The sequence below is a fragment of the Mangrovimonas yunxiaonensis genome (assembly GCF_000733475.1).
In the GTDB taxonomy this organism is placed as follows: domain Bacteria; phylum Bacteroidota; class Bacteroidia; order Flavobacteriales; family Flavobacteriaceae; genus Mangrovimonas; species Mangrovimonas yunxiaonensis.
Map to the genome: position 1 here is coordinate 97,399 of NZ_JPFK01000005.1, position 24,506 is coordinate 121,904.

Annotated in this window: 22 protein-coding genes and 1 tRNA gene; 10 read left to right on the forward strand and 13 right to left on the reverse strand. The window is 39.6% G+C overall.

The window, feature by feature from the left end; all coding sequences use genetic code 11:
• Nucleotides 1-82 precede the first annotated feature (82 nt).
• Nucleotides 83-1,066, forward strand: a complete 984-nt coding sequence (locus IA57_RS04560) for an HNH endonuclease (RefSeq protein WP_036119893.1) — start codon at nucleotides 83-85, stop codon at nucleotides 1,064-1,066.
• Here IA57_RS04560 and IA57_RS04565 read toward each other — a convergent pair.
• The 3 genes from IA57_RS04565 to rseP all read right to left on the reverse strand — a co-directional run bounded on the left by IA57_RS04565 (nucleotide 1,059) and on the right by rseP (nucleotide 3,951).
• On the reverse strand, nucleotides 1,059-2,261 hold the full coding sequence (locus IA57_RS04565; RefSeq protein WP_036119895.1) for a site-specific integrase: 1,203 nt from the start codon (nucleotides 2,259-2,261) through the stop codon (nucleotides 1,059-1,061). The two genes, IA57_RS04560 and IA57_RS04565, sit on opposite strands and share 8 nt — an antisense overlap.
• A gap of 192 nt (nucleotides 2,262-2,453) precedes the next feature.
• Nucleotides 2,454-2,527, reverse strand: a tRNA-Asn gene (locus tag IA57_RS04570).
• A 77-nt stretch (nucleotides 2,528-2,604) separates the two neighbouring features.
• Complete coding sequence (gene rseP / locus IA57_RS04575) at nucleotides 2,605-3,951, reverse strand: RIP metalloprotease RseP (protein WP_036119897.1); 1,347 nt, start codon at nucleotides 3,949-3,951, stop codon at nucleotides 2,605-2,607.
• A 164-nt stretch (nucleotides 3,952-4,115) separates the two neighbouring features.
• Here rseP and IA57_RS04580 point away from each other — a divergent pair, with 164 nt between their 5' ends.
• From IA57_RS04580 to feoB, 3 genes are all read left to right on the forward strand, one after another.
• Entirely contained in the window at nucleotides 4,116-4,787 is a 672-nt protein-coding gene (locus IA57_RS04580; protein WP_036119899.1) for an SCO family protein, read from the forward strand.
• 72 nt (nucleotides 4,788-4,859) lie between these two features.
• The gene (locus IA57_RS04585) at nucleotides 4,860-5,093 is read left to right on the forward strand and encodes a FeoA family protein (RefSeq protein ID WP_036119902.1); all 234 of its coding nucleotides are present in this window, start codon (nucleotides 4,860-4,862) and stop codon (nucleotides 5,091-5,093) included.
• The gene (gene feoB, locus IA57_RS04590; RefSeq protein ID WP_036119905.1) at nucleotides 5,086-7,188 is read left to right on the forward strand and encodes a ferrous iron transport protein B; all 2,103 of its coding nucleotides are present in this window, start codon (nucleotides 5,086-5,088) and stop codon (nucleotides 7,186-7,188) included. The genes IA57_RS04585 and feoB overlap by 8 nt, the downstream gene beginning before the upstream one ends.
• Nucleotides 7,189-7,331: 143 nt before the next feature.
• Here feoB and IA57_RS04595 read toward each other — a convergent pair whose 3' ends face one another.
• Together IA57_RS04595 and IA57_RS04600 are read right to left on the reverse strand one after the other, a co-directional pair.
• Nucleotides 7,332-8,153 carry a ZIP family metal transporter gene (locus tag IA57_RS04595; RefSeq protein ID WP_188358231.1) on the reverse strand — a complete coding sequence of 274 codons (822 nt, stop codon included), beginning with the start codon at nucleotides 8,151-8,153 and terminating at the stop codon, nucleotides 7,332-7,334.
• Nucleotides 8,154-8,156: 3 nt separating this feature from the next.
• Nucleotides 8,157-8,813, reverse strand: a complete 657-nt coding sequence (locus tag IA57_RS04600) for a metal-dependent transcriptional regulator (RefSeq protein WP_036119911.1) — start codon at nucleotides 8,811-8,813, stop codon at nucleotides 8,157-8,159.
• A gap of 105 nt (nucleotides 8,814-8,918) precedes the next feature.
• On the opposite strand from IA57_RS04600, the gene IA57_RS04605 reads away from it, so the two are divergent.
• Complete coding sequence (locus IA57_RS04605) at nucleotides 8,919-11,180, forward strand: TonB-dependent receptor (protein ID WP_373283065.1); 2,262 nt, start codon at nucleotides 8,919-8,921, stop codon at nucleotides 11,178-11,180.
• Here the strand turns inward: IA57_RS04605 and IA57_RS04610 are convergent.
• On the reverse strand, nucleotides 11,177-11,908 hold the full coding sequence (locus IA57_RS04610; RefSeq protein ID WP_036119914.1) for a TerB family tellurite resistance protein: 732 nt from the start codon (nucleotides 11,906-11,908) through the stop codon (nucleotides 11,177-11,179). The genes IA57_RS04605 and IA57_RS04610 overlap by 4 nt on opposite strands.
• Nucleotides 11,909-12,021: 113 nt before the next feature.
• Here IA57_RS04610 and IA57_RS04615 point away from each other — a divergent pair, with 113 nt between their 5' ends.
• From IA57_RS04615 to IA57_RS04635, 5 genes are all read left to right on the forward strand, one after another.
• The gene (locus tag IA57_RS04615) at nucleotides 12,022-12,447 is read left to right on the forward strand and encodes a hypothetical protein (protein WP_036119917.1); all 426 of its coding nucleotides are present in this window, start codon (nucleotides 12,022-12,024) and stop codon (nucleotides 12,445-12,447) included.
• Nucleotides 12,448-12,555: 108 nt separating this feature from the next.
• The gene (locus IA57_RS04620; protein ID WP_036119919.1) at nucleotides 12,556-12,966 is read left to right on the forward strand and encodes a BrxA/BrxB family bacilliredoxin; all 411 of its coding nucleotides are present in this window, start codon (nucleotides 12,556-12,558) and stop codon (nucleotides 12,964-12,966) included.
• 158 nt (nucleotides 12,967-13,124) lie between these two features.
• A complete protein-coding gene (locus tag IA57_RS04625; protein ID WP_036119922.1) occupies nucleotides 13,125-13,862 on the forward strand; it encodes a lysophospholipid acyltransferase family protein in 738 nt (245 codons plus the stop codon).
• Complete coding sequence (locus IA57_RS04630; RefSeq protein WP_036119925.1) at nucleotides 13,859-14,512, forward strand: HD domain-containing protein; 654 nt, start codon at nucleotides 13,859-13,861, stop codon at nucleotides 14,510-14,512. The genes IA57_RS04625 and IA57_RS04630 overlap by 4 nt, the downstream gene beginning before the upstream one ends.
• Before the next feature lie 100 nt (nucleotides 14,513-14,612).
• On the forward strand, nucleotides 14,613-16,763 hold the full coding sequence (locus tag IA57_RS04635) for a S46 family peptidase (RefSeq protein ID WP_036119928.1): 2,151 nt from the start codon (nucleotides 14,613-14,615) through the stop codon (nucleotides 16,761-16,763).
• A gap of 191 nt (nucleotides 16,764-16,954) precedes the next feature.
• On the opposite strand, the gene IA57_RS04640 is transcribed toward IA57_RS04635, so the two are convergent.
• The 7 genes from IA57_RS04640 to IA57_RS04670 form a co-directional block, all read right to left on the reverse strand.
• Nucleotides 16,955-18,040: a PA0069 family radical SAM protein gene (locus IA57_RS04640; protein ID WP_036119930.1), complete on the reverse strand. Its 1,086-nt coding sequence runs from the start codon at nucleotides 18,038-18,040 to the stop codon at nucleotides 16,955-16,957.
• Nucleotides 18,041-18,165: 125 nt separating this feature from the next.
• Complete coding sequence (locus tag IA57_RS04645; protein WP_036119932.1) at nucleotides 18,166-18,948, reverse strand: enoyl-CoA hydratase/isomerase family protein; 783 nt, start codon at nucleotides 18,946-18,948, stop codon at nucleotides 18,166-18,168.
• A 1-nt stretch (nucleotide 18,949) separates the two neighbouring features.
• The gene (locus IA57_RS04650) at nucleotides 18,950-20,416 is read right to left on the reverse strand and encodes a sensor histidine kinase (RefSeq protein WP_036119934.1); all 1,467 of its coding nucleotides are present in this window, start codon (nucleotides 20,414-20,416) and stop codon (nucleotides 18,950-18,952) included.
• A 65-nt stretch (nucleotides 20,417-20,481) separates the two neighbouring features.
• Complete coding sequence (locus IA57_RS04655; protein ID WP_036119937.1) at nucleotides 20,482-21,030, reverse strand: CopD family protein; 549 nt, start codon at nucleotides 21,028-21,030, stop codon at nucleotides 20,482-20,484.
• 13 nt (nucleotides 21,031-21,043) lie between these two features.
• A complete protein-coding gene (locus IA57_RS04660) occupies nucleotides 21,044-22,402 on the reverse strand; it encodes an MATE family efflux transporter (RefSeq protein ID WP_036119940.1) in 1,359 nt (452 codons plus the stop codon).
• Nucleotides 22,403-23,437: a ferrochelatase gene (hemH, locus tag IA57_RS04665; protein WP_036119943.1), complete on the reverse strand. Its 1,035-nt coding sequence runs from the start codon at nucleotides 23,435-23,437 to the stop codon at nucleotides 22,403-22,405.
• Nucleotides 23,438-23,451: 14 nt separating this feature from the next.
• Nucleotides 23,452-24,351: a helix-turn-helix transcriptional regulator gene (locus IA57_RS04670; protein ID WP_036119948.1), complete on the reverse strand. Its 900-nt coding sequence runs from the start codon at nucleotides 24,349-24,351 to the stop codon at nucleotides 23,452-23,454.
• Nucleotides 24,352-24,506 lie beyond the last annotated feature (155 nt).

The following is a 24,506-nucleotide window of genomic DNA, read 5'->3' on the forward strand; positions in this document are numbered from 1 at the left end:
TGCCTCAAAACGCATAAACTTAACGAAAATTCTTACTTTCGTGAATCTTAACCTAACTGCTAAAAGTTTAAATTACTAATTAATGACTGAAGCTATTAGCAAATATATACGCCTATTAGAAAATCTAAACAGAGGGTATAATAAAGGCTTAGGAAGAGCTCCACATAAGCCAGTTTTATTACTAGCAATAATTCGGTTGATTCAGCAAAAAGAAATAACCTCAAACAGGATATTTATAACACCTGAACTACTTTTAGAATTTAAGAACATATGGAATATTATGGTTGACACAGACCATATTCCAAATTTTGCCCTTCCATTTTTTCATATGAGAAGCGAACCTTTTTGGCATCTGGTTGCTAAACCTAGCATGCAGATTAAAGTAACAAAATCAAAAAGCATTAAAAGTTTTAAAAACTTAAAGGAGTCTGTCGCATTTGCTGAATTAGATAAAAATCTATACTTATTATTGACAGACACTCCTAAAAGGCAAATTTTAGAACAAGTTCTAGTACAGAAATACTTTAAAAATTCTATGTCTAATTATTCTAAAATTGGATTAAAACCATACGATGGTCATAAAAAAATAGAAAAGCAAATACTAAATGAAGCCAAAGAAGAGTACCAACAACATTTAAAAGATTTGAGAGCTTCTTTAGATGACGATGAATACGAAGAAGAACTGTTTATTAGAGGTGGTCTTTTTAAAAAAACCATTCCAAAAATTTACAATTATAGTTGTTGTATATCTGGAATGAGGATTGAATCATCTCAAAACGCTCAAATGATAGACGCCTGTCACATCATCCCTTTTAGTATTTCTAATGATGATACAATCCCTAACGGTATATCATTATCTCCAAATCTGCATAGAGCATTTGACAGAGGTTTAATTACTATAAATCCAGACTACGTTGTTAGGATTTCACCAACGGTTTCGGAAAATGACACCGTATTTTCATTATCCCAGTTTAATGGTAGGCAAATAATTTTACCATCTAAAGCTTCATGGTTCCCATCTCCAGAGTCACTTCAATGGCATAACAAAGAGGTTTTTGCTATTTAGCTTTAAGTTTACTTTTAAGCTTAATCATTTCATCACTAATCTTAGCCTCTACTATTTTTCCGTAATATCCTTGTGTGGTCTGTATTTTACTATGGCCTAACAACCTAGAGACAACCTCCATAGGAACATCATTATAAAGCAATACAGTGGAAGCAAACGTTTTCCTGGCTACATGAGTCGTTAACCGCTTTTCTATACCAATAATCGCCGCTATTTCTTTTAAATATGAATTATACTTCTGATTACTAATTTTAGGAAATATTCTAACATCTTTATTGTTATACTTCTTTATTATATCTATAGGTTTTGGTAGTAGCGGTACTGAAAAAATCTGACCTGTTTTTTCTCTTTTCATTTGTATCCATTTATTACCATCAAACCCATATATAATATGTTCTGTCCTCATATTCATTAGCTCTCTGTATGGCAATCCTGTATAGCAACTGAACACAAACAAATCCTGTATCAATTGTAACCTAGGTTGAATAAATTGATGCTTTTCAAAATCCTGTAGTTCTTCTGCCGTTAAGTATACAATTTCATTCCTAACCTTTTTTGCTTTGTACAACATAAATGGATCTTTCTCAAGATATCCTTCCGAGACCGATACTTTAACTATTTTCCTAAAACGCTGTATCTTTTTGTTAATGGTTATTTGTTTGATTTCCTTAACTACTTTAAAGTAATATTCCAGTTCTGTTAAAAAGTTTGGTTCTAACTTTTTTAAAGGGATATCATTAGCCTTATATTTCCATCTTATAAAAGATTTTATGTCCATTTTCACATAGCTATATTTGTTCCAGGTTACCTGCTTTACATCCTTTCCTACAAGGGTTTTAAGCTTATTTAAGTGCACTTCAAAGTATTCAACTACATTGTATTCTTTTTCTAGTTTTTCGCCTTTATAAAGCCTGTAAACGTCATCCACAGTAAAGCTATATTCCTGAACTTGAAGCATTAAAAAAGCCCTATTAATTTGGGTTTTAATAAGGCTTAATTGTGTGTTTATTTCATCTCTATTAGGAGCTTGTGGTTTCACCTGTTGTTTTTTGCTATTCCAATAACTAGGATTTACAAATTGTCCTGTACTAAATACTTTTCTTTTTTTGTTAAAAGTTAATCTACACATAAGACTACAGAGTCCTTTAGCATTTGCTTTGTGTTTGTTTATTACAAATAATATATTGATTTTCATTTTTTTTGGTTTTAAATTTTATGGGTGTCTTTTTAAATTGGATGGGAGTCTTAAAAGAGGCCTTTTTTTAATAGAAATAAGGAATAATCTAACTTTTTGAAGAAAGTGCAATTAATGTAGTAAGTGCAGTTAAACTCTAAGTATTGCGTACAAAAAAAGCCTCTACATTGCTGTAAAGGCTTTTGTTATTTGCTCCTCAGGTTGGGCTCGAACCAACGACCCTCTGATTAACAGTCAGATGCTCTAACCAACTGAGCTACTGAGGAGTGTTTTCTTTTCGCTTTTGCGAGCGCAAATATATGCTATTTTTTGCTTTCAGCAAACTTATTTTAAAAAAATATTCCTATTTAAAAACAGCTTTAAAAATATCGTTTCCATTAGCAAACAATACCAAAGCAATAAGAATAACAAAACCAACCAATTGGGCATACTCCATAAACTTATCGCCAGGCTTTCTGCCCGAAATCATTTCGTATAGCAAAAACATCACGTGACCACCATCTAAGGCTGGAATAGGCAATAAGTTTAAAAAGCCTAACATAATGGATAAAAAGGCGGTTATGCCCCAAAAATATTGCCAGCTCCAAACGGTTGGGAAAATATCGTAAATGGCCTTAAAGCCACCTACTCCTTTATAAGCGCCTGTACTTGGCGTAAAAATAGCCTTTACTTGCTTAACATACGAGGCTAATTTTTCCTTGGTTTTCACAAATCCTATGGGAATGGCTTCAAAAAAACCATACTTTTTGGTTTCAAAATTGTAGTACCCCAACTCTTGCAGGGTTTCTGGCGTGGCACCGTTGGCATAGGCCAATCCTAATTTTCCGTTATCGTTTACACTTAAAGAAAAGCTTAAGGTTTGTTTATCCCTAATAACCTGAGCGGTAACTTGCTGCCCCTTTACGCTTTCTAAAACCGGGATAACTTGATCAATATACTTGGTTTCTTTACCATTTATCGAGGCTAAAATATCGCCTTTTAAAATGCCGCTAGCCTTATTGTGCGAAGAGTCTGGTACTTGGGCAATTATAAAAGGCATACGCAAGCTTATAAACGCTTTTTCGTTGGCATCTATAATCTGCGCTAAAAAATCTTCTGGCAACGTAATGGTCTTTTCTTCACCTTCCCGTGCTATGGTAATGTCTTTACCAAACAACACCTTTTCAGAAACTTCAGAAAAATGGTCTATTCTATCGCCATCAACCGCAATAATATGGTCCCCAGTTTGCAAACCGGCCTTGTTGGCTACCGTACTCTCTACCATCAGGCCGTCGTTAATATTAGCCACCGGCAAAACCTTATCGCCATACACATAACTCATGCCAATGTAAATAATAATGGCCAACAAAAAGTTTACGGTAACCCCACCAAGCATAATAATTAAACGCTGCCAAGCTGGCTTAGAACGAAACTCCCACGGCTTTGGGGGTTGTGCCATTTGCTCCTTATCCATACTTTCATCAATCATTCCGGAAATCTTCACATAACCGCCAAGGGGCAACCAACCAATACCGTAAACGGTATCGCCTATCTTCTTTTTAAACAAGGAAAACTTAACGTCGAAAAACAAATAAAATTTTTCTACGCGCGTTTTAAAAAGCTTTGCAGGAATAAAGTGCCCTAACTCGTGTAAGACAATAAGCAGCGATAAGCTTAATAGAAATTGGGATATTTTAATGACAAACTCCATGTAAATACGTGTCTTTTTTTAAATGAACGCACAAAAGTAGTGTTTTTATACCATTACTAAAAGTTATTACACCCTCCTTACCATCGCTTTAACAATCATTTAGTACGCTTTAGGTTACAAACTTTAAATTTCATTGTACCTTTGCACAAATTAATTTGTTCGCTATGCTTGGTTTTTTCAAAGGCTACAAATACATAGGCATGACTTTAGCCGTGCTTTCGGTTATTATTATTTCCATTTTCTATACCATATTAAAGCCCAAAGCGGTTTTACCCATTTACCAACCGGCCATGGTTAATTACGAAATGGTAGACAGCACCATACAGCACCAAAGAAAATACCATAAAATTGCCGATTTTTCGCTAACCAATCAAAATGGGCAAACCATTACGCAAGACACCTATAAGGATAAAATATATGTGGCCGATTTCTTTTTTACCACCTGCCAGACCATTTGCCCGATCATGACAGACCACATGGCCCAAATACAGAAGGAAATAAAAAACGATAACGAGGTCATGCTGCTTTCGCATACCGTTACACCCGAAATAGATAGCGTGGCTCAACTAAAAAAATACGCCCTAAAAAAAGGGGTAATAGACAATAAATGGAATTTGGTAACGGGCGATAAAAAGCAAATCTACCAATTGGCTCGAAAAAGCTACTTGGCCGTTAAAACCGATGGCGATGGCGGTCCTTTCGATATGATTCATACCGAAAACTTTATGCTTATCGACAAAAAACGCCAGATTAGAGGCTTTTACGACGGCACCAAAGCCGAAGATATTGAACGCCTACTTAGCGATATAGCCATCTTAAAACAGGAAAAATCGTAGATTTTTACCCAGCATTTTTTTAGCCTGATTTTTTAACTTATTTTTGCTTTTTTAAAATCAATCTAAATAAGCTTGGAAATAACACTCGCAAATCTAAAACGTGGTCAAAAAGGCATTATTAAAGATGTCTCGTCCTTACACATTCCTTTAAAGCTTTTAGAAATGGGGTGTTTGCCCGGTAATGCCGTCGAGCTTGTACAGGTTGCCCCGTTTGCCGACCCCATGTACCTTAACATAAACGGCTCGCACTTGGCCATTCGCAAAGAAACTGCTGTTCATATTTTAATAAACATTGCCCATGAGTAAGCAGATTAACGTTGCCCTTATAGGAAACCCCAACACCGGAAAAACCTCAGTCTTTAATGCCCTTACCGGATTAAATCAGAAAGTAGGTAACTACCCAGGGATTACGGTAGAAAAAAAAGAAGGCATCTGCAAATTGCCACGAGGGGTTAAAGCCCACATTATCGACCTTCCCGGAACCTATAGCTTAAACGCATCGTCTCTAGATGAAAACCTAGTTATAGAGCTCCTACTAAATAAAAACGACAAGGACTTTCCCGATGTGGCCGTCGTGGTTAGCGATGTGGAAAACCTAAAACGCAACCTCCTTCTTTTTACCCAAATTAAGGATCTGGAAATCCCAACCATCTTAGTGATTAACATGGCCGATAGAATGGCCTATAAAGGCATTTCCTTAGATATTGCGTGTTTAGAAAACGAACTAAAAACAAAAATAGCCCTGGTAAGCACCCGAAAAAACCAAGGCATCGAAAAATTAAGGGAACTCATTTCAGACTACAGGAAACTTTCTGTAGAACCTTGCTTAAATGCCAGCGAAATAGACCCCGAATACTTTAACAGCCTAAGAGAGGCTTTCCCCAATCAATTGCTCTACAAGCTTTGGTTGGTTATTACACAAGATGTTAATTTTGGCGACATCCAACGCCAAGAATCAGACACCCTAGAAGATTTTAAGACCAAAACCAAAATCGACCTTAAGAGACTACAGCAAAAAGAAACCATAAAGCGCTACCAGTTTATTAACAACACCCTTAAAAAAGGGCAAACTATAGACTTAAGTACCGCAAAGGATTTACGCATTAGGTTCGACCGCATTTTAACCCATAAAGTTTGGGGCTACTTGATTTTCTTCTTTATTTTACTGCTAATTTTTCAAGCCATTTACGATTGGTCTGCCATACCCATGGACTTTATAGACAGCACCTTTGCGTCGTTAAGCGAATGGTCCAAACAAACCCTTCCGCAGGGCCAGTTTACCAACCTTATAGCAGAAGGCATCATTCCCGGGCTTGGCGGTATTGTTATTTTTATTCCGCAAATCGCCTTTTTATTCCTCTTTATTGCCGTTTTAGAAGAAAGCGGCTATATGAGCCGTGTGGTGTTTTTAATGGATCGGATTATGCGCCGCTTTGGCTTAAGCGGTAAAAGCGTTGTGCCCCTAATGTCTGGAACAGCTTGTGCCATTCCCGCCATCATGGCCACCCGAAATATTGAAAGTTGGAAAGAGCGCTTAATCACCATTTTAGTGACGCCTTTTACCACCTGTTCGGCAAGATTGCCCGTGTACCTTATCATAATTGCATTGGTTATTCCAGAAGGGCGCTTTTTAGGCCTTATTAGCTACCAAGCACTTACCTTAATGCTTTTATACCTTATTGGTTTTGGCGCAGCATTAGGTTCTGCCTACCTCTTACACAAAACTCTAAACATAAAAAGTCGTTCGTTTTTTGTGGTAGAAATGCCCAATTACAAACTCCCTCTATTTAAAAATGTCCTTATTACTGTGGTCGAAAAAACCAAGGCATTTGTTTTTGGAGCAGGTAAAATTATCTTGGCCATATCTATCGTGCTTTGGTTTTTAGCCTCCTATGGCCCCGGAGAGCACTTTAATAATGCCGAAAATATTGTAACCGAACAGTATGCTACCGAAAACCTTACCGAAGAGGAGCTTCAACAACATATAGCTTCGTACAAGCTAGAGCACAGCTATATTGGCATTACCGGCCAAGCCATCGAACCGTTAATTCAGCCTTTAGGCTACGACTGGAAAATTGGAATTGCCATTGTAAGCTCGTTTGCAGCCCGCGAAGTATTTGTTGGTACCCTAGCCACCATTTACAGCGTTGGCAGCGATGAGGAAGAAACCATAAAAAACCGAATGGCAGGCGAGGTAAACCCCGTTTTAGGCACCCCATTGTTTAATTTTGCCTCGGGCATTTCGCTTATGCTCTTTTATGCATTTGCCATGCAGTGTATGAGCACCTTGGCTATTGTAAAACGCGAAACCAACAGCTGGAAATGGCCCATACTACAATTAGTAACTATGAGCAGTTTTGCGTATCTTGTAGCTTTAGCGGCCTTTCAAATTTTGAAATAAATGAATCACATCATTCAAAATATTCTAGTCTTTACGGCCTTGGCCCTGGCGTTGTTGTTCTTAATCAGGAAGTTTTTTTGGAAACCAAAAACAACTTCAAACAAAAAAAAGAACTGTGGCCAAGAAACCAATTGTGGTTGCCATTAACCTAAAGCCACATCTAAAGTCATCATAATAATAAAGCCTCCTATAAACCCAAGGGTGGCAATATCGGTATAGTTATCGCGTTGGGTTTCGGGAATCACCTCTTCTACAACCACAAAAATCATCGCACCGGCAGCAAAAGCTAGGGCGTATGGTAAAATAGGTGTAAAAAAGGTAACGGCAACAGCACCAATAACTGCCGAAATGGGCTCGACTATTGCACTCATTTGTCCGTACCAAAAGCTTTTAAACTTACTTACACCTTGGCGGCGTAATGGCATAGAAACGGCCAAGCCCTCGGGGAAATTCTGAATACCAATACCCATGGCCAAAGCCACAGCCCCACCTATGGTTGCCTCTGGAATTCCTGCGGCTACTCCGCCAAATAAAACCCCTACCGCCAAGCCTTCGGGGATGTTGTGAAGGGCGATAGCCAAAACCAAAAGCGTGGTTCTATGCCAAGGCGTTTTAACGCCTTCTTTTTCACTTTCCTTAAAATTAATGTGTAAATGCGGTAAAATCTTATCTAAGCCATACAAAAACAAAGCCCCCATAGCAAACCCTACAGCCGCTGGGATAACTTTTACAAAACCCTCGCCAGGACTCATTTCAATGCCCGGCGCCAACAAGCTCCAAAAACTTGCCGCAACCATAACCCCTCCAGTAAACCCTAACATGCCATCTAGCAGCGCCCGGTTCATCCCCTTAAAAAAGAACACCAAAGCGGCTCCTGCCGCGGTTAAAATCCAAGTGAATAACGAGGCGTATAACGCACCCAATACGGGATCTATACTTTCAAAATAATGTAAAATTTGGTTCATAATCTATTGCGCTTTTACGTATAAATTGTTAGAGACTTCTTTTGAAATGGTTAAGGTTTTACCTGCAACCTGAATGACCATAGAATCATCGAACGTTTCCTTAGAAAGGACTTCTATTGCTGTTCCCAAGGCTATTTTATGCTTATCCAAATACCTTAAAAATTCGGAAGAGGAATCTTTAACCCCAATACAAATACAATGTGTTGCTTTAGCCAGATTCGCCAGAAGCTCTTTATTGGTTTTTTTAAAATTCCCTTCCTTGTCCGGTATGGGATCGCCATGCGGATCGTGTGTGGGAAATTCTAAAAAAGCGTCCAATTGGTTAATTAGTTTTTCAGATTTTATGTGCTCTAACTGTTCGGCAACTTCGTGTACCTCATCCCAGTTAAAATTGAGTTTTTCCACTAAAAAAACCTCCCAAAGCCTGTGCTTTCTAATTACCGTAGCGGCAGTTAAACGGCCCTTTTCGGTTAGGGTAGTCCCCTGGTACTTGGTGTATGCCACCAGCTCTTTTTCGGCCAGTTTTTTTATCATATCGGTTACCGACGATGCCTTAGTATCCATCTTATCTGCAATGGCATTGGTGCTTACCAGAGCATTCCCAAACTTTCCTAAATGATAAATGGCCTTAAGATAGTTTTCTTCTGAAAACGTAATCATACTCATAAATATTTCGACAAATATACAACTTATATTTTTCTTCTTTAAAACTTATTTTTAGCCTTGTCTAAAATTTAATTTTATATTTGCAAAAAATTATAGTCTGTGATTCATAAAAACACCCTTATATTAATTCTCCTATTTCTCACATCGTTTGGCTTACTGGCTCAAAGCATAACCATATCTGGAAAAGTAACCACCCAAGGCGAACCGCTGCCTTTTGTAAACGTGTATTTAAAAGACACAACCAAAGGTGCCGTAACCAACAACGATGGGCACTACAGCATTTCTAACATAACAGCAGGCGACTACACCCTAATTGTTTCGTTTACAGGCTTTAAAGCCGTACATAAAAACGTTACTGTTTCAGACAAACCTCTCTACCTTGATTTCGATTTAAGTGCAACCGAAAGCCTAGACGAAGTGGTTGTAACGGGAACATTAAAGCCTGTTAGCCGTTTAGAAAGTCCTGTGCCTGTAGAAGTTTATTCGCCCGCTTTTTTAAAGAAAAACCCAACGCCCAATATTTTTGAAGCGTTACAGAATGTTAACGGTGTGCGGCCACAACTTAACTGCAATGTTTGCAATACGGGCGACATTCATATTAACGGACTGGAAGGACCATACACCCTAGTTTTAATTGACGGCATGCCTATAGTTAGCGGTTTATCTACGGTTTATGGGCTTTCTGGTATTCCCAATTCGCTAATTGAACAAGTAGAAGTTGTTAAAGGCCCTGCCTCTTCACTTTATGGTAGTGAAGCTGTTGGCGGGCTCATCAATATCATTACCAAATTGCCCGATTACACGCCAAAGCTTTCGGCCGATGGCTTTATTACAGGCTGGGGCGAGGCCAATTTAGATTTAGGCTACAAAGCACATGTGGGCAAAAAAACCACCTTGCTATTGGGCGCCAACTACTACAACTACAGCAACCCCATAGACAACAACAACGATAATTTTACCGATGTGACCTTGCAAGATCGAATTTCTATCTTCCAGAAATGGGACTTTAAACGCAACCACAACCGAAAACTCTCCTTGGCAGGACGCTACTTTTACGAAGATCGCTGGGGCGGCGAAATGCAATGGAACAAAAACTACCGCGGCGGAAACACCGTTTATGGCGAAAGCATTTACACCTCAAGATTCGAGTTTATAGGCAATTATCAACTCCCCATTAAACCGCATGTTAATTTTCAGTTTTCATACTCCAACCACGACCAAAACTCGGTATATGGCGACATGCCCTTTTTAGCAAAACAGCGTATTGGCTTTGGGCAATTGGTATGGGATAAAACGCTAAAAAACCACGATTTGCTTTTTGGTATAGCGGCGCGATACAATTACTACAACGACAACACTACAGCCACCAAAAAAGCAGACGAAATTACCATTCCCTCTATCTTTGTTCAAGACGAAATAGCCCTTTCTAAAAAACAAAAACTATTGCTGGGAGCACGTTACGACTACGACAAACGTCACGGCGCTATATTCACACCCCGAATGGCCTATCGTTACAAACCCACAAAAGACGATATTTTTAGGGTGAATGCAGGTACTGGATTTCGGGTGGTAAATTTATTTACCGAAGAACACGCAGCCCTAACCGGCGCAAGAGATGTGGTGATTGAAGAAACCCTAAAACCCGAAAAATCGTATAATATTAACATCAATTACCTTAAAAAGCTGTACACAAAAAACGGCAAGCTCTTTACAGTAGATGCCTCGGTATGGTACACCCATTTTACCAATGCCATTTTACCCGATTACGACACCAACCCCAATCAAATTATTTACGACAACCTAAACGGATACGCCACCTCTAAAGGGGCAAGTTTAAATATTGATGCCGTATTTGCTAGCGGGATAAAAGCCCTTTTAGGCATAACGTACCAAGACGTATCGCAAACCGAAAACCAAGTGACTACAGACCAAATTTTAACCGAAAAATTCTCGGGAACTTGGGCGCTATCCTACAAACATTACAAAACCAACCTAACCTTAGATTACACCGGAAACCTTTACGGCCCCATGCGATTGCCCACTCTGGGCGCCTTAGACCCAAGAAGCGACACCTCGCCCATTTGGAGCATTCAAAACATTCAAGTAACCTTTGATGGTTTAAGCAATTTTGAACTTTATGCCGGTGTAAAAAACCTGTTAAACTGGACACCAAACAAAGGTGAGCCCTTTATTATAGCGCGTTCGCACGACCCGTTTGATGAAGATGTAGATTATAACCCCGACGGTAGCGTGATGGCAACACCGCAAAATCCGTATGCTTTAACGTTCGACCCTTCGTATGTTTACGCCCCAAATCAAGGCCGCCGGTTATTTTTTGGCATGCGCTTTAAACTGGATTAAAAGCCCCGTTCCCTTTGAAGCTGCTCGTAAGCGCCCTGGACCTGACGGAATTTTTCCTCGGCGCCCTTTTGGTGTTCTTTGCCTAGGTGAATCACCTTATCCGGGTGGTATTTTTTAGCCATTCTGCGGTAGGCTTTTTTAATCTCGTCGACCGTTGCCGATTTATCGATCTCCAAAATTTTATACGCATTATCCGAATTGCTGTAGAACATGGCTTTAATGCTTTCAAAATCACGTTGATTAATTCCCAAATAGCCCGAAATGGTTAGGATTTGACTAACCTCGGCGTCGCTTACATGGCCATCGGCATTTGCTATTCCGAAGAGAAAATGAAGCAACTGTAAGCGCGATGGGTGGTCCATCATCTGTCTAATTTGCAAACACACCTGTCTGGCCGAAATATCTTGTTTGTTAAGACTTTTAAACAATTTAAAAGCATGGTTGGCACGCTCCTTACCATACATACCGGCAAATTGTTGGCGTACGTAGTCCAACTCGCGCTGATCGGGTTTTCCATCGGCTTTAATCACCACCGATGCCAAAACCAAAAGGCTTACTTCAAAATCGCCCGATTGCGTTCTTTGCCCCTGATATTGCCTTTTAAAAGCCCGTGCCTCATCTCTAGACATCCCATCAATTACACCACCCAAGGCCATGCCCATAATGGCACCAATAGGACCTCCTAATGCCCAGCCCAATGCTGCACCAATCCACTTTGTAAAACTCATGCGTTATATTTTAGAGTTCAAAAATAACATATTGTTTGTAGAAACATACTGCTTTTTGTTACGCAACCTTTTCACTATATTAACATCTTAATAAAAACAGCAACCCTAAACCAATGCTTTTACGCCTAATTAAATACCCTCTGTTAACGCTAGGCATATTTTTGCTTACAGCCTGCCACTCCAACAATGATGATGACCTTTGCTGTGCTTACCCCGTAACACTTCAAGGCAATTGGAGCTTAACACACGTACAGGGCGGCTTTGCAGGTGTTGATGACACGATAACCCACGGCCTTATTATTTGGCATTTTAACACAGAAACCCATACCGTTACCGTGACCAACAACAATACAGACGACACCATCCTTTACGATGGTTTAGAGTCGGGGAGCTACACCTATGACATTGTTACCGAAAATGACGCCCAATACCTACACATACAATCTAACGACTTTGGCCGTTTAGCCTATACCGCTTTTCAATTAACCCTTGATGGCAATATGGGTGCCGATGGCTTTTTGCTCACCTTTAAACGATAGGTTAGGTATTTACACATGGTAATTCTAAAATCGTGTTAAGATAAACAGCAACTCTACTTAATTATGTATCTTTGTGTGAACAAATTAATTTTCTAAAAAACACAATATATGTATCCAGCAGAATTAATAAAACCAATGCGTGAGGATTTAACCCAAGTTGGTTTTGAGGAACTACATACTGTAGACGCTGTAGACGCTGCCATAGCCCAAGAAGGAACAACCCTAGTGGTTGTAAACTCGGTATGTGGCTGTGCTGCTGCCAATGCCAGACCAGGCGCAAAAATAAGCTTAAACAACACCAAAAAACCAGATCATTTAGTAACGGTTTTTGCTGGTGTTGACAAAGATGCTACCAATAAGGCAAGAGAATATATGATTCCGTTTCCGCCAAGCTCACCAAGCATGGCTTTATTTAAAAACGGCGAATTAGTTCACATGCTAGAACGTCACCATATTGAAGGACGTCCAGCCGAAATGATTGCCGAAAACCTTATTGATGCTTATAACGAACACTGTTAAAAACAAAGGCATTACGAGAAACGAACTAACGTGGTAGTCTTTTAAATTTAACATTATAGTTGTAAGGTTGCTTCGCTACGTTCGCAATGACGAATAAAATTTAAACCACGGTAAACTTGCCGTGGTTTTTTTATGGTTACTTTTAATATTTTTGTGTTATGCTAAAATTTCTATCATACCCTTTAACCTTTCTTTTTTTCATTTGTTTTGGAATCGCGTTATTGGTTTTTCACCCCTTACAATGGATTAGCTTAAACGTGTTTGGCTACCAAGCGCATAAAAAAACGGTCGATTGGCTTCAGTTTTTCTTAATGCGTTGCACAAATCTGTTAGGGGCAAGATACACGTTTAAAAACCCTTATAACATTACTAAAAACCAGCCGGTTATTATCGTTGCCAATCACCAAAGCATGTACGATATTCCCCCCATTATTTGGTACATGCGAAAATACCACCCCAAATTTATCAGTAAAAAAGAATTGGGCAAGGGCATCCCAAGTGTCTCGTTCAATTTAAAGTATGGTGGTTCGGCATTAATCGATAGGAAAAACCCTAAAGCCGCTGTAGAAACCATTCAAAACTTTGCCAATTACATTAAAACCAACAACCGGGCGGCCGTTATTTTCCCCGAAGGGACACGCAGCAGAACCGGCAAACCAAAGACCTTTCAGAAAAAAGGGCTAATCACACTTTTTAAGGGCATTCCAAACGCCGTTGTGGTTCCTATAACAATTAACAACTCCTGGAAAATGCTTCGCTATGGCAAATTTCCTATGGGGCTGGGGGCGCATTTAAAATTTAAGGTACACCAACCCATACAGCTAAGCGATTACAACGATTACGACACCCTTATTGCCCACCTAGAAAAAGAAATTACCAAAGATGTGGTTGTATGACACAAGAAGAAATCATTAACAAAACAAAGGATTTTGTAAAGCAACAGCTTGAAAACGCCGAAGGCGGCCACGACTGGTTTCACACCCTAAGGGTATACCACAATGCTTTACGCATTAGCAAACATGAAAATGTCGATACATTTGTGGTAGCCTTAGGAAGCTTACTGCACGACATTGCCGATAGCAAATTTCACGATGGCGATGAAAGTATTGGCCCTAAAATAGCACGCGAATTCCTGCTAAAGCTAGAAGTGGATACAGACACTGTAGACCATGTGGCAAACATTATAGCGCATATATCCTTTAAAGGCGGAAACTTTAAACAAGCCTTCCAATCGGCAGAGCTGGACGTTATTCAAGATGCCGATAGGCTAGATGCCATTGGTGCTGTGGGCATTGCCCGTTGCTTTAACTATGGGGGCTTTAAAAACCGAAAGCTTTATGACCCAGATGTTAAGCCCAACCTCAACATGGACAAAGCCACCTATAAAAACACCACCTCACCTTCCATAAACCATTTTTACGAAAAACTTCTCCTGCTAAAAGACCGCATGAACACCAAAACCGGCCAACAACTTGCCGCGCAACGCCATCGGTTTATGGAAACTTTTCTAGAGCAATTCTATGCCGAATGGGACGGCCATAAATAACTTAAAACTTTATTAAAAAAGGCGTTTTATCCTATTGTATTCTTATTTTTACAGCTTTAATACATATTCAAAATCTCATTACCAAGCTAACATTTAAGCAATGAAAAAATTAATCCTTACCAGTATAGCCTTGTTGCTATCATTTACTTCCTCGATTTTTGCCAACGAGGGCATGTGGTTCTTAATGCACATTAAGCGCCTTAACCAAGTTGATATGCAAAAAATGGGCCTTCAGCTTACGGCCGAAGAAATTTACAGCATTAACAACTTAAGCCTTAAAGATGCCATCGTACAGTTTAATGGCGGGTGTACTGCCAGCATCATTTCTGAAAATGGCCTAGTATTAACCAACCACCACTGTGGTTACGGTGCTATAGCCGAGCTTTCTTCTGCTGAAAAAAACCACTTAAAAAATGGATTTTGGGCAGCTTCGCACCAAGACGAATTAAAACCTGAAAGCCTTTTTGTTAGATTCTTTGTAAGAATGGACGACGTTTCTGAGCGCATTCTGTCTAAGGTTAACAACACCATGTCTGAGAAAGAGCGCGAAGCCATTATTAACCAAGAAATTGCTAAAATTGAGCAAGAGAATAACGAAGGCGGCAAATACACCGTATCTGTAAGATCGTTCTTCCAAGGCAATGAATACTACTATTTTGTTTACGAAGATTATAAAGATGTTCGCCTAGTAGGAACACCTCCAGAGAGCATTGGAAAATATGGTGGCGACACCGATAACTGGGAGTGGCCAAGACACACAGGCGATTTTTCACTTTTTAGAGTGTATGCCGATAAAGACGGTAACCCAGCTGAATACTCGAAAAACAACGTGCCTTTAAAAGCCAAGTACCATTTACCTGTAACACTAGACGGTGTAGCAGAAGACGACTTTGCCATGATTTTGGGCTACCCAGGACGCACCAATAGATGGATGCCTGCCGAAGGGGTAAACCAAAACGTAAATTACGCCTACCCTGCTTGGGTAGAAGGTTCTAAGCGCAGTATGGACGTCATGAAAAAATACATGAATGAAGACGAGTCTATAAACCTAATGTACGCATCGCCTTACGCTAGAATTGCAAACTACTGGAAAAACAGACAAGGTATGATAGATGCGCTTACGCAGCACAAAACTGCCGAAGCCAAAAAGAAAACCGAAAGCAAGTTTGATAAATGGGCCAATAAAAAAGACCACAAGGCCAAATACGGGAACGTGATTAACGATATTAACACGTATTACACCCTTACCAACGATAAAGCCAGACACGACAATTACCTTTTAAGCATGTTGCGTGCTAGTAAATTTGCCGTGCTACCTTACAGACTTGGCCGTAGTTTAGAACACTACCTTCAAGCTAACGAAGCCAAGAGAGAAGAGCTATTACCACGATTAATGACCATGGTAGACAATGAATTTAAGGATTACCACTTACCTTTAGAAAAAGAAATCTTTGCCGAGCAATTAAAGTTATACACCACAAAAGCTAACTACGCCCTTCCTGAACTGGTTGCTGAAATTGGTAACGAAAACAACAACGATTTCTCGAACTACATCAATGCCATTTTCGACCTAAGTATCTTTACGTCTAAAGACCGCGTTAAAGCCTTTATAAACTACCCTAACGAAGCGCTTTTGCAAAACGACCCACTGTTTAAATTGTCTTCTCAATTATTAGACAAGTATCGTGAAATGCCAGAAGCTATAGAGGTTGCTAAAAACGATTACGATGCTGCCTTTAGATTGTTAGTAGCCGGTTTAAGAGAATCTGGACTAAGCAAAATTGCTTACCCCGATGCCAACTCGACATTGCGTTTAACTTACGGTAAGGTAAGAGCATTACCAAAAGACCCACGCAACGATGCTGCTGTAAACAACTATACAACCATGAAAGGTATGGTTAAAAAATACAAGCCTAACGATCAAGAATTCGACTTGCCTAAAGGTATTTTAGAGCTATACGATGCCAAAGACTACGGCCGCTACGCTAACGAAAAAGGCGAGCTTCCTGTTAACTTCTTAACCGATAACGATATTACAGGTGGAAACTCGGGATCTCCAGTATTAAATGGAAAAGGCGAACTTATCGGTCTTGCTTTTGATGGCAACATTGAAGCCATGGCTGGTGATGTGATTTTTGATTCTAACTTACAAAGAACAATTAGTGTTGACATGCGCTATGTGCTTTGGCTGATTGACAAATTCTCTAATGCCAAGCATATTGTTGATGAATTGACCATTGTTTCTGAATAAGAAACCATAGCAAACTCATAAAAAAAGCGACCTTATTGGTCGCTTTTTTTTATAAAAGACTTTTTTAGTCACACTCCCCACAGGATAAATTATCAGGCTTTTTTATTTGATTTTAATTTAAAATAAACCGTTATCGCTTGCAGGAAACAACAACCTTATTAAAGCGCTTTACCACCAAGGGCGGGCACCTTTTAAAATAACTTGAGTTGCCCAGTTTTACAACTTGCATGAAGCGTTGTGTTTAACTTAGGCATTGTTCTGTTTTTAAAGTATTTTTTTCTTGCCAGCGCTACCATCATGTTAATTTGCGCGGCTATTTCGCCTTCGCCTCGCATGCGTGTGCCATACCGGCTATCGTTTAAACTCCCACCGTGGCAACTTGCTATTTGGCGCAACACTTTGTCGGCCCTATCGGGCATGGCTTTCCTTATCCAATCGGTAAAAATATCGCCAATAGCACCATTTAACCTAACAATAGTATGTGCTATAGATTGTGCACCTAATTCTGATACCGTTTTGGCCATAGGCAAAACTTCATGACTGTTAATAGACGGAATAATGGGAGCCAACATAACGTTAACAGGAATCCCGTTTTCAGAAAGGATTTTTACTGTTTCCAAACGTTTTTTTATGGTTGCTGTTCGGGGTTCTAAAACACGCCTTGTCTCCTCCGATAGTGAGGTAATAGAAATATTAATTGCCAGTAACCCCTCTTTGTTTAGGGCGTTTAGTAAATCCAGATCCCTTAACACCAAGGCATTTTTAGTGATAATAGCCACAGGATGCTTGTATTTTAAAAACACTTCAAGACATTGCCTAGTGAGTTTAAACGTTTTTTCGGCAGGCTGATAGCAATCGGTATTTCCAGACATGACAATGGTTTGGGCCTGCCAACTTTTCTTTTTTAACAAAGCCTCCAGCAATTGTGGAGCGTTTTTCTTAACCAGAATACGGCGTTCAAAATCTAGCCCCGCACCATACCCCCAATATTCATGAGAGTTGCGCGCATAACAATAAATACACCCGTGCTCACAACCTTGATACATGTTCATAGAATATGTCATTCCAACGTCTGGGCTTTTTACCTTGTTAACAATGGTTTTTGGAAAAGTCTGTAAGTATTGTGTTTTGTTTTTGTCTGCTTCTTCGCCTTCTTTAGCACAAAATTCCAAAAAATCATCCCGCATATCGTGGCTTAATTCAAAGAAACGGTTATGCATCAGTTTTTGTGCACCACGGCCTTTTATCATGGTTTTTTGTTGTTTAGAAGAAGCCATTTAACTGGAATGTTTCTTTAAAATTATAAAGAATAAGGCTCCAAAAACTGTTAAATCGAAACAAGTTTTCAACAAAAAAGCAGCCAAATAGGCTGCTTTTTTCCTTTTATATATTCCATTCTTTTTTATTTCCCTGGAAAATCGGCTTTGCGTTTTTCTAAAAATGCGGTAGTTCCTTCTGTAAAGTCTTCGGTGCCAAAACAGGCGCCAAAAGCTTTAATTTCTACATCAAAACCATTTACACCAACTTCGTAATTGGCATTAATAGCCTTAATAGCCGAGCGGATAGCCACTGATGAATTTCGCATGATCTTGCCTGCTAATTTTTCGGCAAACGGCATTAAATCGTCTAGCGTTGTTACATGGTTTACCAGCCCGTAATTTAAGGCGGTTTCGGCATTGATCATTCCGGCTGTCATGACCAGTTCCATAGCACGGCCTTTACCAATAAGTTGTGGCAATCTTTGGGTACCTCCATAACCAGGAATAACCCCAAGCGATGTTTCTGGCAGCCCCATTTTGGCATTATCGCTAGCAATTCTAAAATGCGCTGCCATAGCCAATTCTAATCCGCCACCAAGAGCAAACCCATTTATTGCAGCAATAACCGGTGTTCCTAGGTTGGCCACAAAATCGAACAACAGCTCCTGGCCCTTTGCTGCCAATTCCTGACCTTGGCCTACATTAAAATCGGCAAATTCACTAATATCTGCTCCGGCAACAAAAGCCTTCTCGCCACTTCCTGTAAGAATAATAAGCTTGGTGTTAGGGTCTTTATCTGCGGCATCAAAAGCTTGGTGAAGCTCCTGAATGGTTTCTTTGTTTAACGCATTGAGTTTTTTTGGTCGGTTAATGGTAATGGTTGCTATACCATTGGTCACTTCTGAAAGGATGTTGTTATAACTCATTTTAATTGTTTTTTTCGGTTGGAAAAACCACTTTAAACGTGGTTCCCTTATCTTTTTCTGTTGTAAAGGTAATACTTCCTTGGTAAGTTTCCACAATGTTCTTTACCATAGCCAGACCAAGCCCCATACCACTGGATTTGGTCGTGAACTTAGGTTCGAAAATTTTGGTTTTATTTTCTTCGGAAATCCCTGGGCCATTATCTGAAATGGTAATGATAACCTGATTTTCAACCTGTGAAACAGCAACTAAAATAGCCTTGTTTTCCTGATCCTCTGGAATGGCCTGTGTGCCGTTTTTAACCAAATTGGTTATTACGCGAATAAGTTGAGTTCTGTCCAATTTGGCTTTTATAGTTTCTTTTTCCGACGTAAAGTGAATGTAATCTTCACTAAAAATATCTAGGGCCAGTTTGGTAATCTCTACTACGTTTAACAGTTCGTTTTTTTGCGCTGGCATTTTCGCGAAATTAGAAAAGGCCGAAGCAATCGAGCTCATGGTATCGATTTGCTGAATAAGTGTTTTGCTGTATTCGTCTACTTTTTTATCGATGCTTGGATCGTTAACATTAAACTTACGCTGAAAGCTTTGCACACTTAAACGCATAGGTGTTAACGGGTTTTTAATCTCGTGAGCCACTTGCTTTGCCATTTCACGCCAGGCCTGTTCGCGCTCGCTTGTTGCCAATTTTACGGCACTCTCCTCCAGCTCATCTATCATGCTGTTATAGGCCTGAACCAGATTTTCAATTTCCTCGCTGGTCGATTGGATTTCAATTTTCTCATTACGTCGTTCCAATCGCGTGGCTTTCATTTTTTCGCTTATGGCCTTTAAGGATTTTGTAATGTATTTAGACAATAGGTAGGCTAAAATAATGGCCACAATCAGCATAAACAAATAGGCCAATGTTAGCCGTTTTAAAAATTCGTTAAGCTCGTTCGAAAAGAAATCATCCTCCTCCAAATACGGCAAATTCAGGATGGCCAAAGGCTTGAATTTTTGGTCTGTAATATAAGAGTACGATGACTGGAAAGCTACATCGCCCTCGAAATTTTTCTCTACAAAACGCCGTTCTGCCGTTTGTGATAGGCTGTTAAGTATGTTGGCACCCAAGCATTTTGTTGCTGTAGTATCTGGAGAAATTGATGCTTTCGAGGAAATTAAAAGCCCCCCGTCTAAATCGTACAAATTTACCTGCAGATTATGTACATCGGCTATTTCATAAATTTTCTCTTTAAAGATTAATGGGATTTTCTCGGTAGTGACCTCATAGGTGGTCTCCCTTATCACAAAATCAATGTTGCGTTTTATAGCCTTTTCCTTACGGTTTAAACGCTCTTGATGATACTCTCTGGTTTCTTCCTGATACTGGTATATGGTCACGGCAGCAATTAACACCGACGCCAAAAGCACCAATAAAATCATGGCGAGAAAGATGCGCAGACGAAAGGAGAGTTTTTTTAGTTTCATAAGGAATCTTTACACTACAAATAGTGTTTTAAAAACCTAAAGATAGCAATAATCAAGCCATTTCGCTATGCGTTTGGATTTTTAGAACGTATGTTCTTGTATATTTTAAACCCAAGCATTAATAGTATCCCGAGCACGAAAATACCAACCACACCAAATACCCAATTAAGGGCACTTTTTAAAATGACCAAAAACACTACGGCAAACAAAATAAATGTAGCGCCTTCGTTCCATAAGCGCATAAAATTTGAGGTTTTTTTCACCTCATCGCGTTGTAATTGCTTGTAAAACTGGTGGGTTTTTAGGTGGTAGACAAACAGCAGCAAAACAAACACTAACTTGACGTGCATCCAAGGTTGTTTTAACCAAAACGGATTAATAATCAAAAGCCAGACGGCAAAAATCGTGGCTAAAATTGCCGATGGCCAGGTAATGATATTCCACAAGCGCTTGGCCATTAGCTTTAGTTGTCGCCCCAGGATTTCCTTATCTGGCGAAGGCTTATGAAAGGCTTCTATTTGATACACAAATAGTCGCGGAATGTAAAACAAACCAGCAAACCAAGTGATTACAAAAATAAGGTGTAATGCTTTTATGTAGTTATAGTATTCCACAGGTTAAAGGTAATTATTCTTTAATGGGTTGGTTAGTTAAATGTGCCTTTATTTCCCGATTTAAAAAATAGGCTGTGACAAGAGTCGCCAACACATCGGCAATTGGAAAAGACATCCAAACACCCAATTCGCCATAAAACTTCGGTAAAATTAAAATTAACGGAATAAAGAAGAAGCCTTGCCTTGTTAGGGTTAGCAATAAGGCTGGTATGGCTTTTCCTATGGCCTGAAAATATGCGGCGCCTATTAATTGAATGGCAATAATAGGCGTTGCTGCAAACACCCAACGCATGGCACTTGGGGTTTCTTTAAGCACCTCGGCATCTTGGGTAAACATGCGTGTAATAACATCTGGAAAAGCCATTAGCAAAACAAAAATGGCCGTTGCCAAAATAACAGCATACTTAATGGCCGTATTAATGGTTTCCCTGACTCTACTGTAAGCTCCGGCGCCATAATTATAACCTGCTATGGGTAAAAACCCTTGCGTAATACCAAAAACAGGAAACAGCGCAAACATTAACATTCTTCCCACAATAGCATACGCTGTTACCGAAGTTTCACCGCCTAAATCGTATAGAATGTTGTTCATAAACAAATAGGTAATACTTACCACGGCCTGTCTAGATAGTGTAACAAACCCCAACGATCCTATTTCGCTTACAATGCGTTTGCTTAACCCCAAATGCGGAAAGCGCAACTTTAGTTCGGCGTTTTTCGAAAAGAAAAACCACACAATAAATACAAAGCACAAAATGTAGGACCCTGTAGTTGCCCAGGCGGCTCCGTACATTCCTAAATCCAAAAGGTTAATAAACACATAATCTAAAATAAGATTACCTACCGAAGGAATCATCATGGCATACATGGCAAACTTAGGCTTGCCCTCGGCACGAATAACGGTATTCCCCATCATGCAAAGGGCCAAAAAAGGCACTCCGTAAAGCACGATAACGTAATAGATTTTGGCAGGCTCGAAAATGGCACCTTTTCCGCCAAAGGCGGGTATAATATCATCGACATAAAGCAAACCAAAAACCACTAAAACCACTGTAAACAATAAGGTTAGGGTTATTTGGTTCCCAAAGGTTTTTAAGGCTTTCTCTTTTTGGTCTGCCCCTAAAGCTCGGGAAATTATAGACGATCCACCCACACCAATACTCATCCCTAGAGCCGCGATAAAAAACGACACCGGAAGTACTACATTTATGGCGGCTATAGCTGTAGACCCAATCCAGTTTCCAACAAAAATAGTATCGACTAAAATATTTAGCGACATCACTAAAATTCCTATTGACGCTGGAACGGCCTGTTTAATAAGCAGCTTGCTTATGGGTTTTGTACCTAAATCTACCGAACTTACTTTTGCCATTTAAACCGGGCGCTTTTCTGTGGTTTGCCACGTATTAATCCACTTTGCCAACAAGTCTACCCATTCTTGGTCGTCGTTTAAGCAAGGTACGGTGGTAAAATTGTCACCTCCTACTTCGTGGAATATCTCTTCGCCTTCCATAGCAATCTCTTCAAGGGTTTCCAAACAATCGCTTACAAAAGCTGGTGTTACAACGGCCATGTTTTTTACGCCTTGGTTGCCTAAACGCTCTATTGTCCTGTCGGTATAAGGTTGCAACCAGGGATCGAACCCTAAACGGGACTGGAATGATGTAGAATATGTTCCTTCTTTTAGCCCTAGGTTTTCTACCACCAATCGGGTGACTTCAAAACATTGGTGCCTATAACAAAACTGGTGCGCCTTAGAGGCTGTTGCGCAACAACTCCCGTCTATTTTACAATGCGACTTGGTAATGTCGCTTTTTCTTATGTGGCGTTCTGGAACTCCGTGGTACGAAAACAGCAAATGCTCGTATGGCTTGTCTTTTAAATGCTTTGCTATGCTGTTAGACAGCAGCTTAATATAATCGGTATTGTTGTAAAATGCGGGCAGGTCGGTAATTTTTATGTTTGGAAAATGCGCCTGTCTAATCTCTTCGGCCAAAACCAAAATGGTCTCGGTCGTTGCCATGGCAAACTGCGGGTATAAGGGAATAAGCAGCACGTCTTCTACACCTTTATCGACCAATTCCTGAAGGCCTTTTTTAATGGTCATGCTGCCGTATCGCATGGCCAACCCTACGGGAACCTCTACCTGTTCCTGAATTTTACGCTGAAGGCTTTCTGAAATCACGATTAATGGCGAGCCTTCTTCCCACCAAATTTTCTTATAGGCTGCCGCCGAAGCTTTAGGGCGGGTGTTTAAAATAATGCCCCGCACAATAAAGCTGCGCAACCAAAATGGCACATCTATAACTCGCGGATCCATTAAAAATTCGTCAAGATATGTTTTTACATCCTTGGGGTCTGGGCTATCGGGAGAGCCCAGATTGACGAGCAAGATTCCTTTTTTCATTAATGTTTAGTTATTTAAGAGACCGACATAATATACTTTTTTGGTGTCGTTCCGTACTTTTTTTTAAATGCTGCAATAAAATGACTTGCCGTGCTGTACCCTACTTTTAAACCTACTTCGTTTACATTGTGGTCGCCAGACTCTAAAAGCTTTCGGGCATACTCCATTTTATAATCGAACAAAAAGCTAAATACCGAGTCGCCATAAATTTCCTTAAACCCTTCTTTTAGCTTTTTAAGGCTCAAGCCAATCTCATCGGCAAGCTCTTGTAACGTTGGCGGTTCGGCCATTCTAGAGATTATAATATCCTTAGCTTTACGTATTTTAATCACATTGGTTTCATCGACCAAAAACGGGCATTGCTCCACATCGGCATCTTCATTTCTATGAAAGTACAAACTTAACAATTCGTAAGCTTTCCCCTTAAAATAAAGGTTCTTAATTGAGCTGTTTAAGTTAAAATGTATTAACTGGGTAAGTACAATGGCCATAGATGGGGTAATCTTACCATCTTTATAGTATTTTTTATCCTTGTTATCATCACTTAAAAAGGTGATGTAATCGGCTTCTTGTGAAAATAATCGGTGAAATTTCTTGATCGATATTAACACCGAAACCACCCAGGTATGCGGACTGCTTTGAATGTGTATAGGCAAATCGCGTTGGGGGTTATAAAGCAACAACGATTTTTCGTCGGCGATATCTAGTCCGTAATTTCCGCGGTTAAAAATAAACTTACACGAGCCTTTTAAACAAAAATGAAACTGTATAAAACTGCTGTCAATACTGCGCTCTACCACTTCAACCACCTCATTTTCATTCTGATAGGTTAAAACAAAGAACTCATTGTCTATCTTTACTTCAGAATACGACCCTTTAGCGACATTTTCTTCGGCTTTAAAATCTGATTTCATTACAATATTATTTAGATTTATTCTAAATTGAATAAGCAAAAAGTGCCGTTACCACTGCAAAAGTATGACATTTGTCATTTTTTAAGAAAAAATGAGGTTAAAAAACCACTATCGTTACTTATTGTTCTTTTAGCGTTATTTTCTTTCCTCTCATC

Coding starts and splice junctions, on each gene's coding strand:
- IA57_RS04560 (WP_036119893.1), top strand. CDS start 83: ATGACTGAAGCTATTAGCAAATATATACGCCTATTAGAAAATCTAAAC.
- IA57_RS04565 (WP_036119895.1), bottom strand. CDS start 2,261: ATGAAAATCAATATATTATTTGTAATAAACAAACACAAAGCAAATGCT.
- rseP (WP_036119897.1), bottom strand. CDS start 3,951: ATGGAGTTTGTCATTAAAATATCCCAATTTCTATTAAGCTTATCGCTG.
- IA57_RS04580 (WP_036119899.1), top strand. CDS start 4,116: ATGCTTGGTTTTTTCAAAGGCTACAAATACATAGGCATGACTTTAGCC.
- feoB (WP_036119905.1), top strand. CDS start 5,086: ATGAGTAAGCAGATTAACGTTGCCCTTATAGGAAACCCCAACACCGGA.
- IA57_RS04595 (WP_188358231.1), bottom strand. CDS start 8,153: ATGAACCAAATTTTACATTATTTTGAAAGTATAGATCCCGTATTGGGT.
- IA57_RS04600 (WP_036119911.1), bottom strand. CDS start 8,813: ATGATTACGTTTTCAGAAGAAAACTATCTTAAGGCCATTTATCATTTA.
- IA57_RS04610 (WP_036119914.1), bottom strand. CDS start 11,908: ATGAGTTTTACAAAGTGGATTGGTGCAGCATTGGGCTGGGCATTAGGA.
- IA57_RS04615 (WP_036119917.1), top strand. CDS start 12,022: ATGCTTTTACGCCTAATTAAATACCCTCTGTTAACGCTAGGCATATTT.
- IA57_RS04620 (WP_036119919.1), top strand. CDS start 12,556: ATGTATCCAGCAGAATTAATAAAACCAATGCGTGAGGATTTAACCCAA.
- IA57_RS04625 (WP_036119922.1), top strand. CDS start 13,125: ATGCTAAAATTTCTATCATACCCTTTAACCTTTCTTTTTTTCATTTGT.
- IA57_RS04630 (WP_036119925.1), top strand. CDS start 13,859: ATGACACAAGAAGAAATCATTAACAAAACAAAGGATTTTGTAAAGCAA.
- IA57_RS04635 (WP_036119928.1), top strand. CDS start 14,613: ATGAAAAAATTAATCCTTACCAGTATAGCCTTGTTGCTATCATTTACT.
- IA57_RS04640 (WP_036119930.1), bottom strand. CDS start 18,040: ATGGCTTCTTCTAAACAACAAAAAACCATGATAAAAGGCCGTGGTGCA.
- IA57_RS04645 (WP_036119932.1), bottom strand. CDS start 18,948: ATGAGTTATAACAACATCCTTTCAGAAGTGACCAATGGTATAGCAACC.
- IA57_RS04650 (WP_036119934.1), bottom strand. CDS start 20,416: ATGAAACTAAAAAAACTCTCCTTTCGTCTGCGCATCTTTCTCGCCATG.
- IA57_RS04660 (WP_036119940.1), bottom strand. CDS start 22,402: ATGGCAAAAGTAAGTTCGGTAGATTTAGGTACAAAACCCATAAGCAAG.
- hemH (WP_036119943.1), bottom strand. CDS start 23,437: ATGAAAAAAGGAATCTTGCTCGTCAATCTGGGCTCTCCCGATAGCCCA.
- IA57_RS04670 (WP_036119948.1), bottom strand. CDS start 24,351: ATGAAATCAGATTTTAAAGCCGAAGAAAATGTCGCTAAAGGGTCGTAT.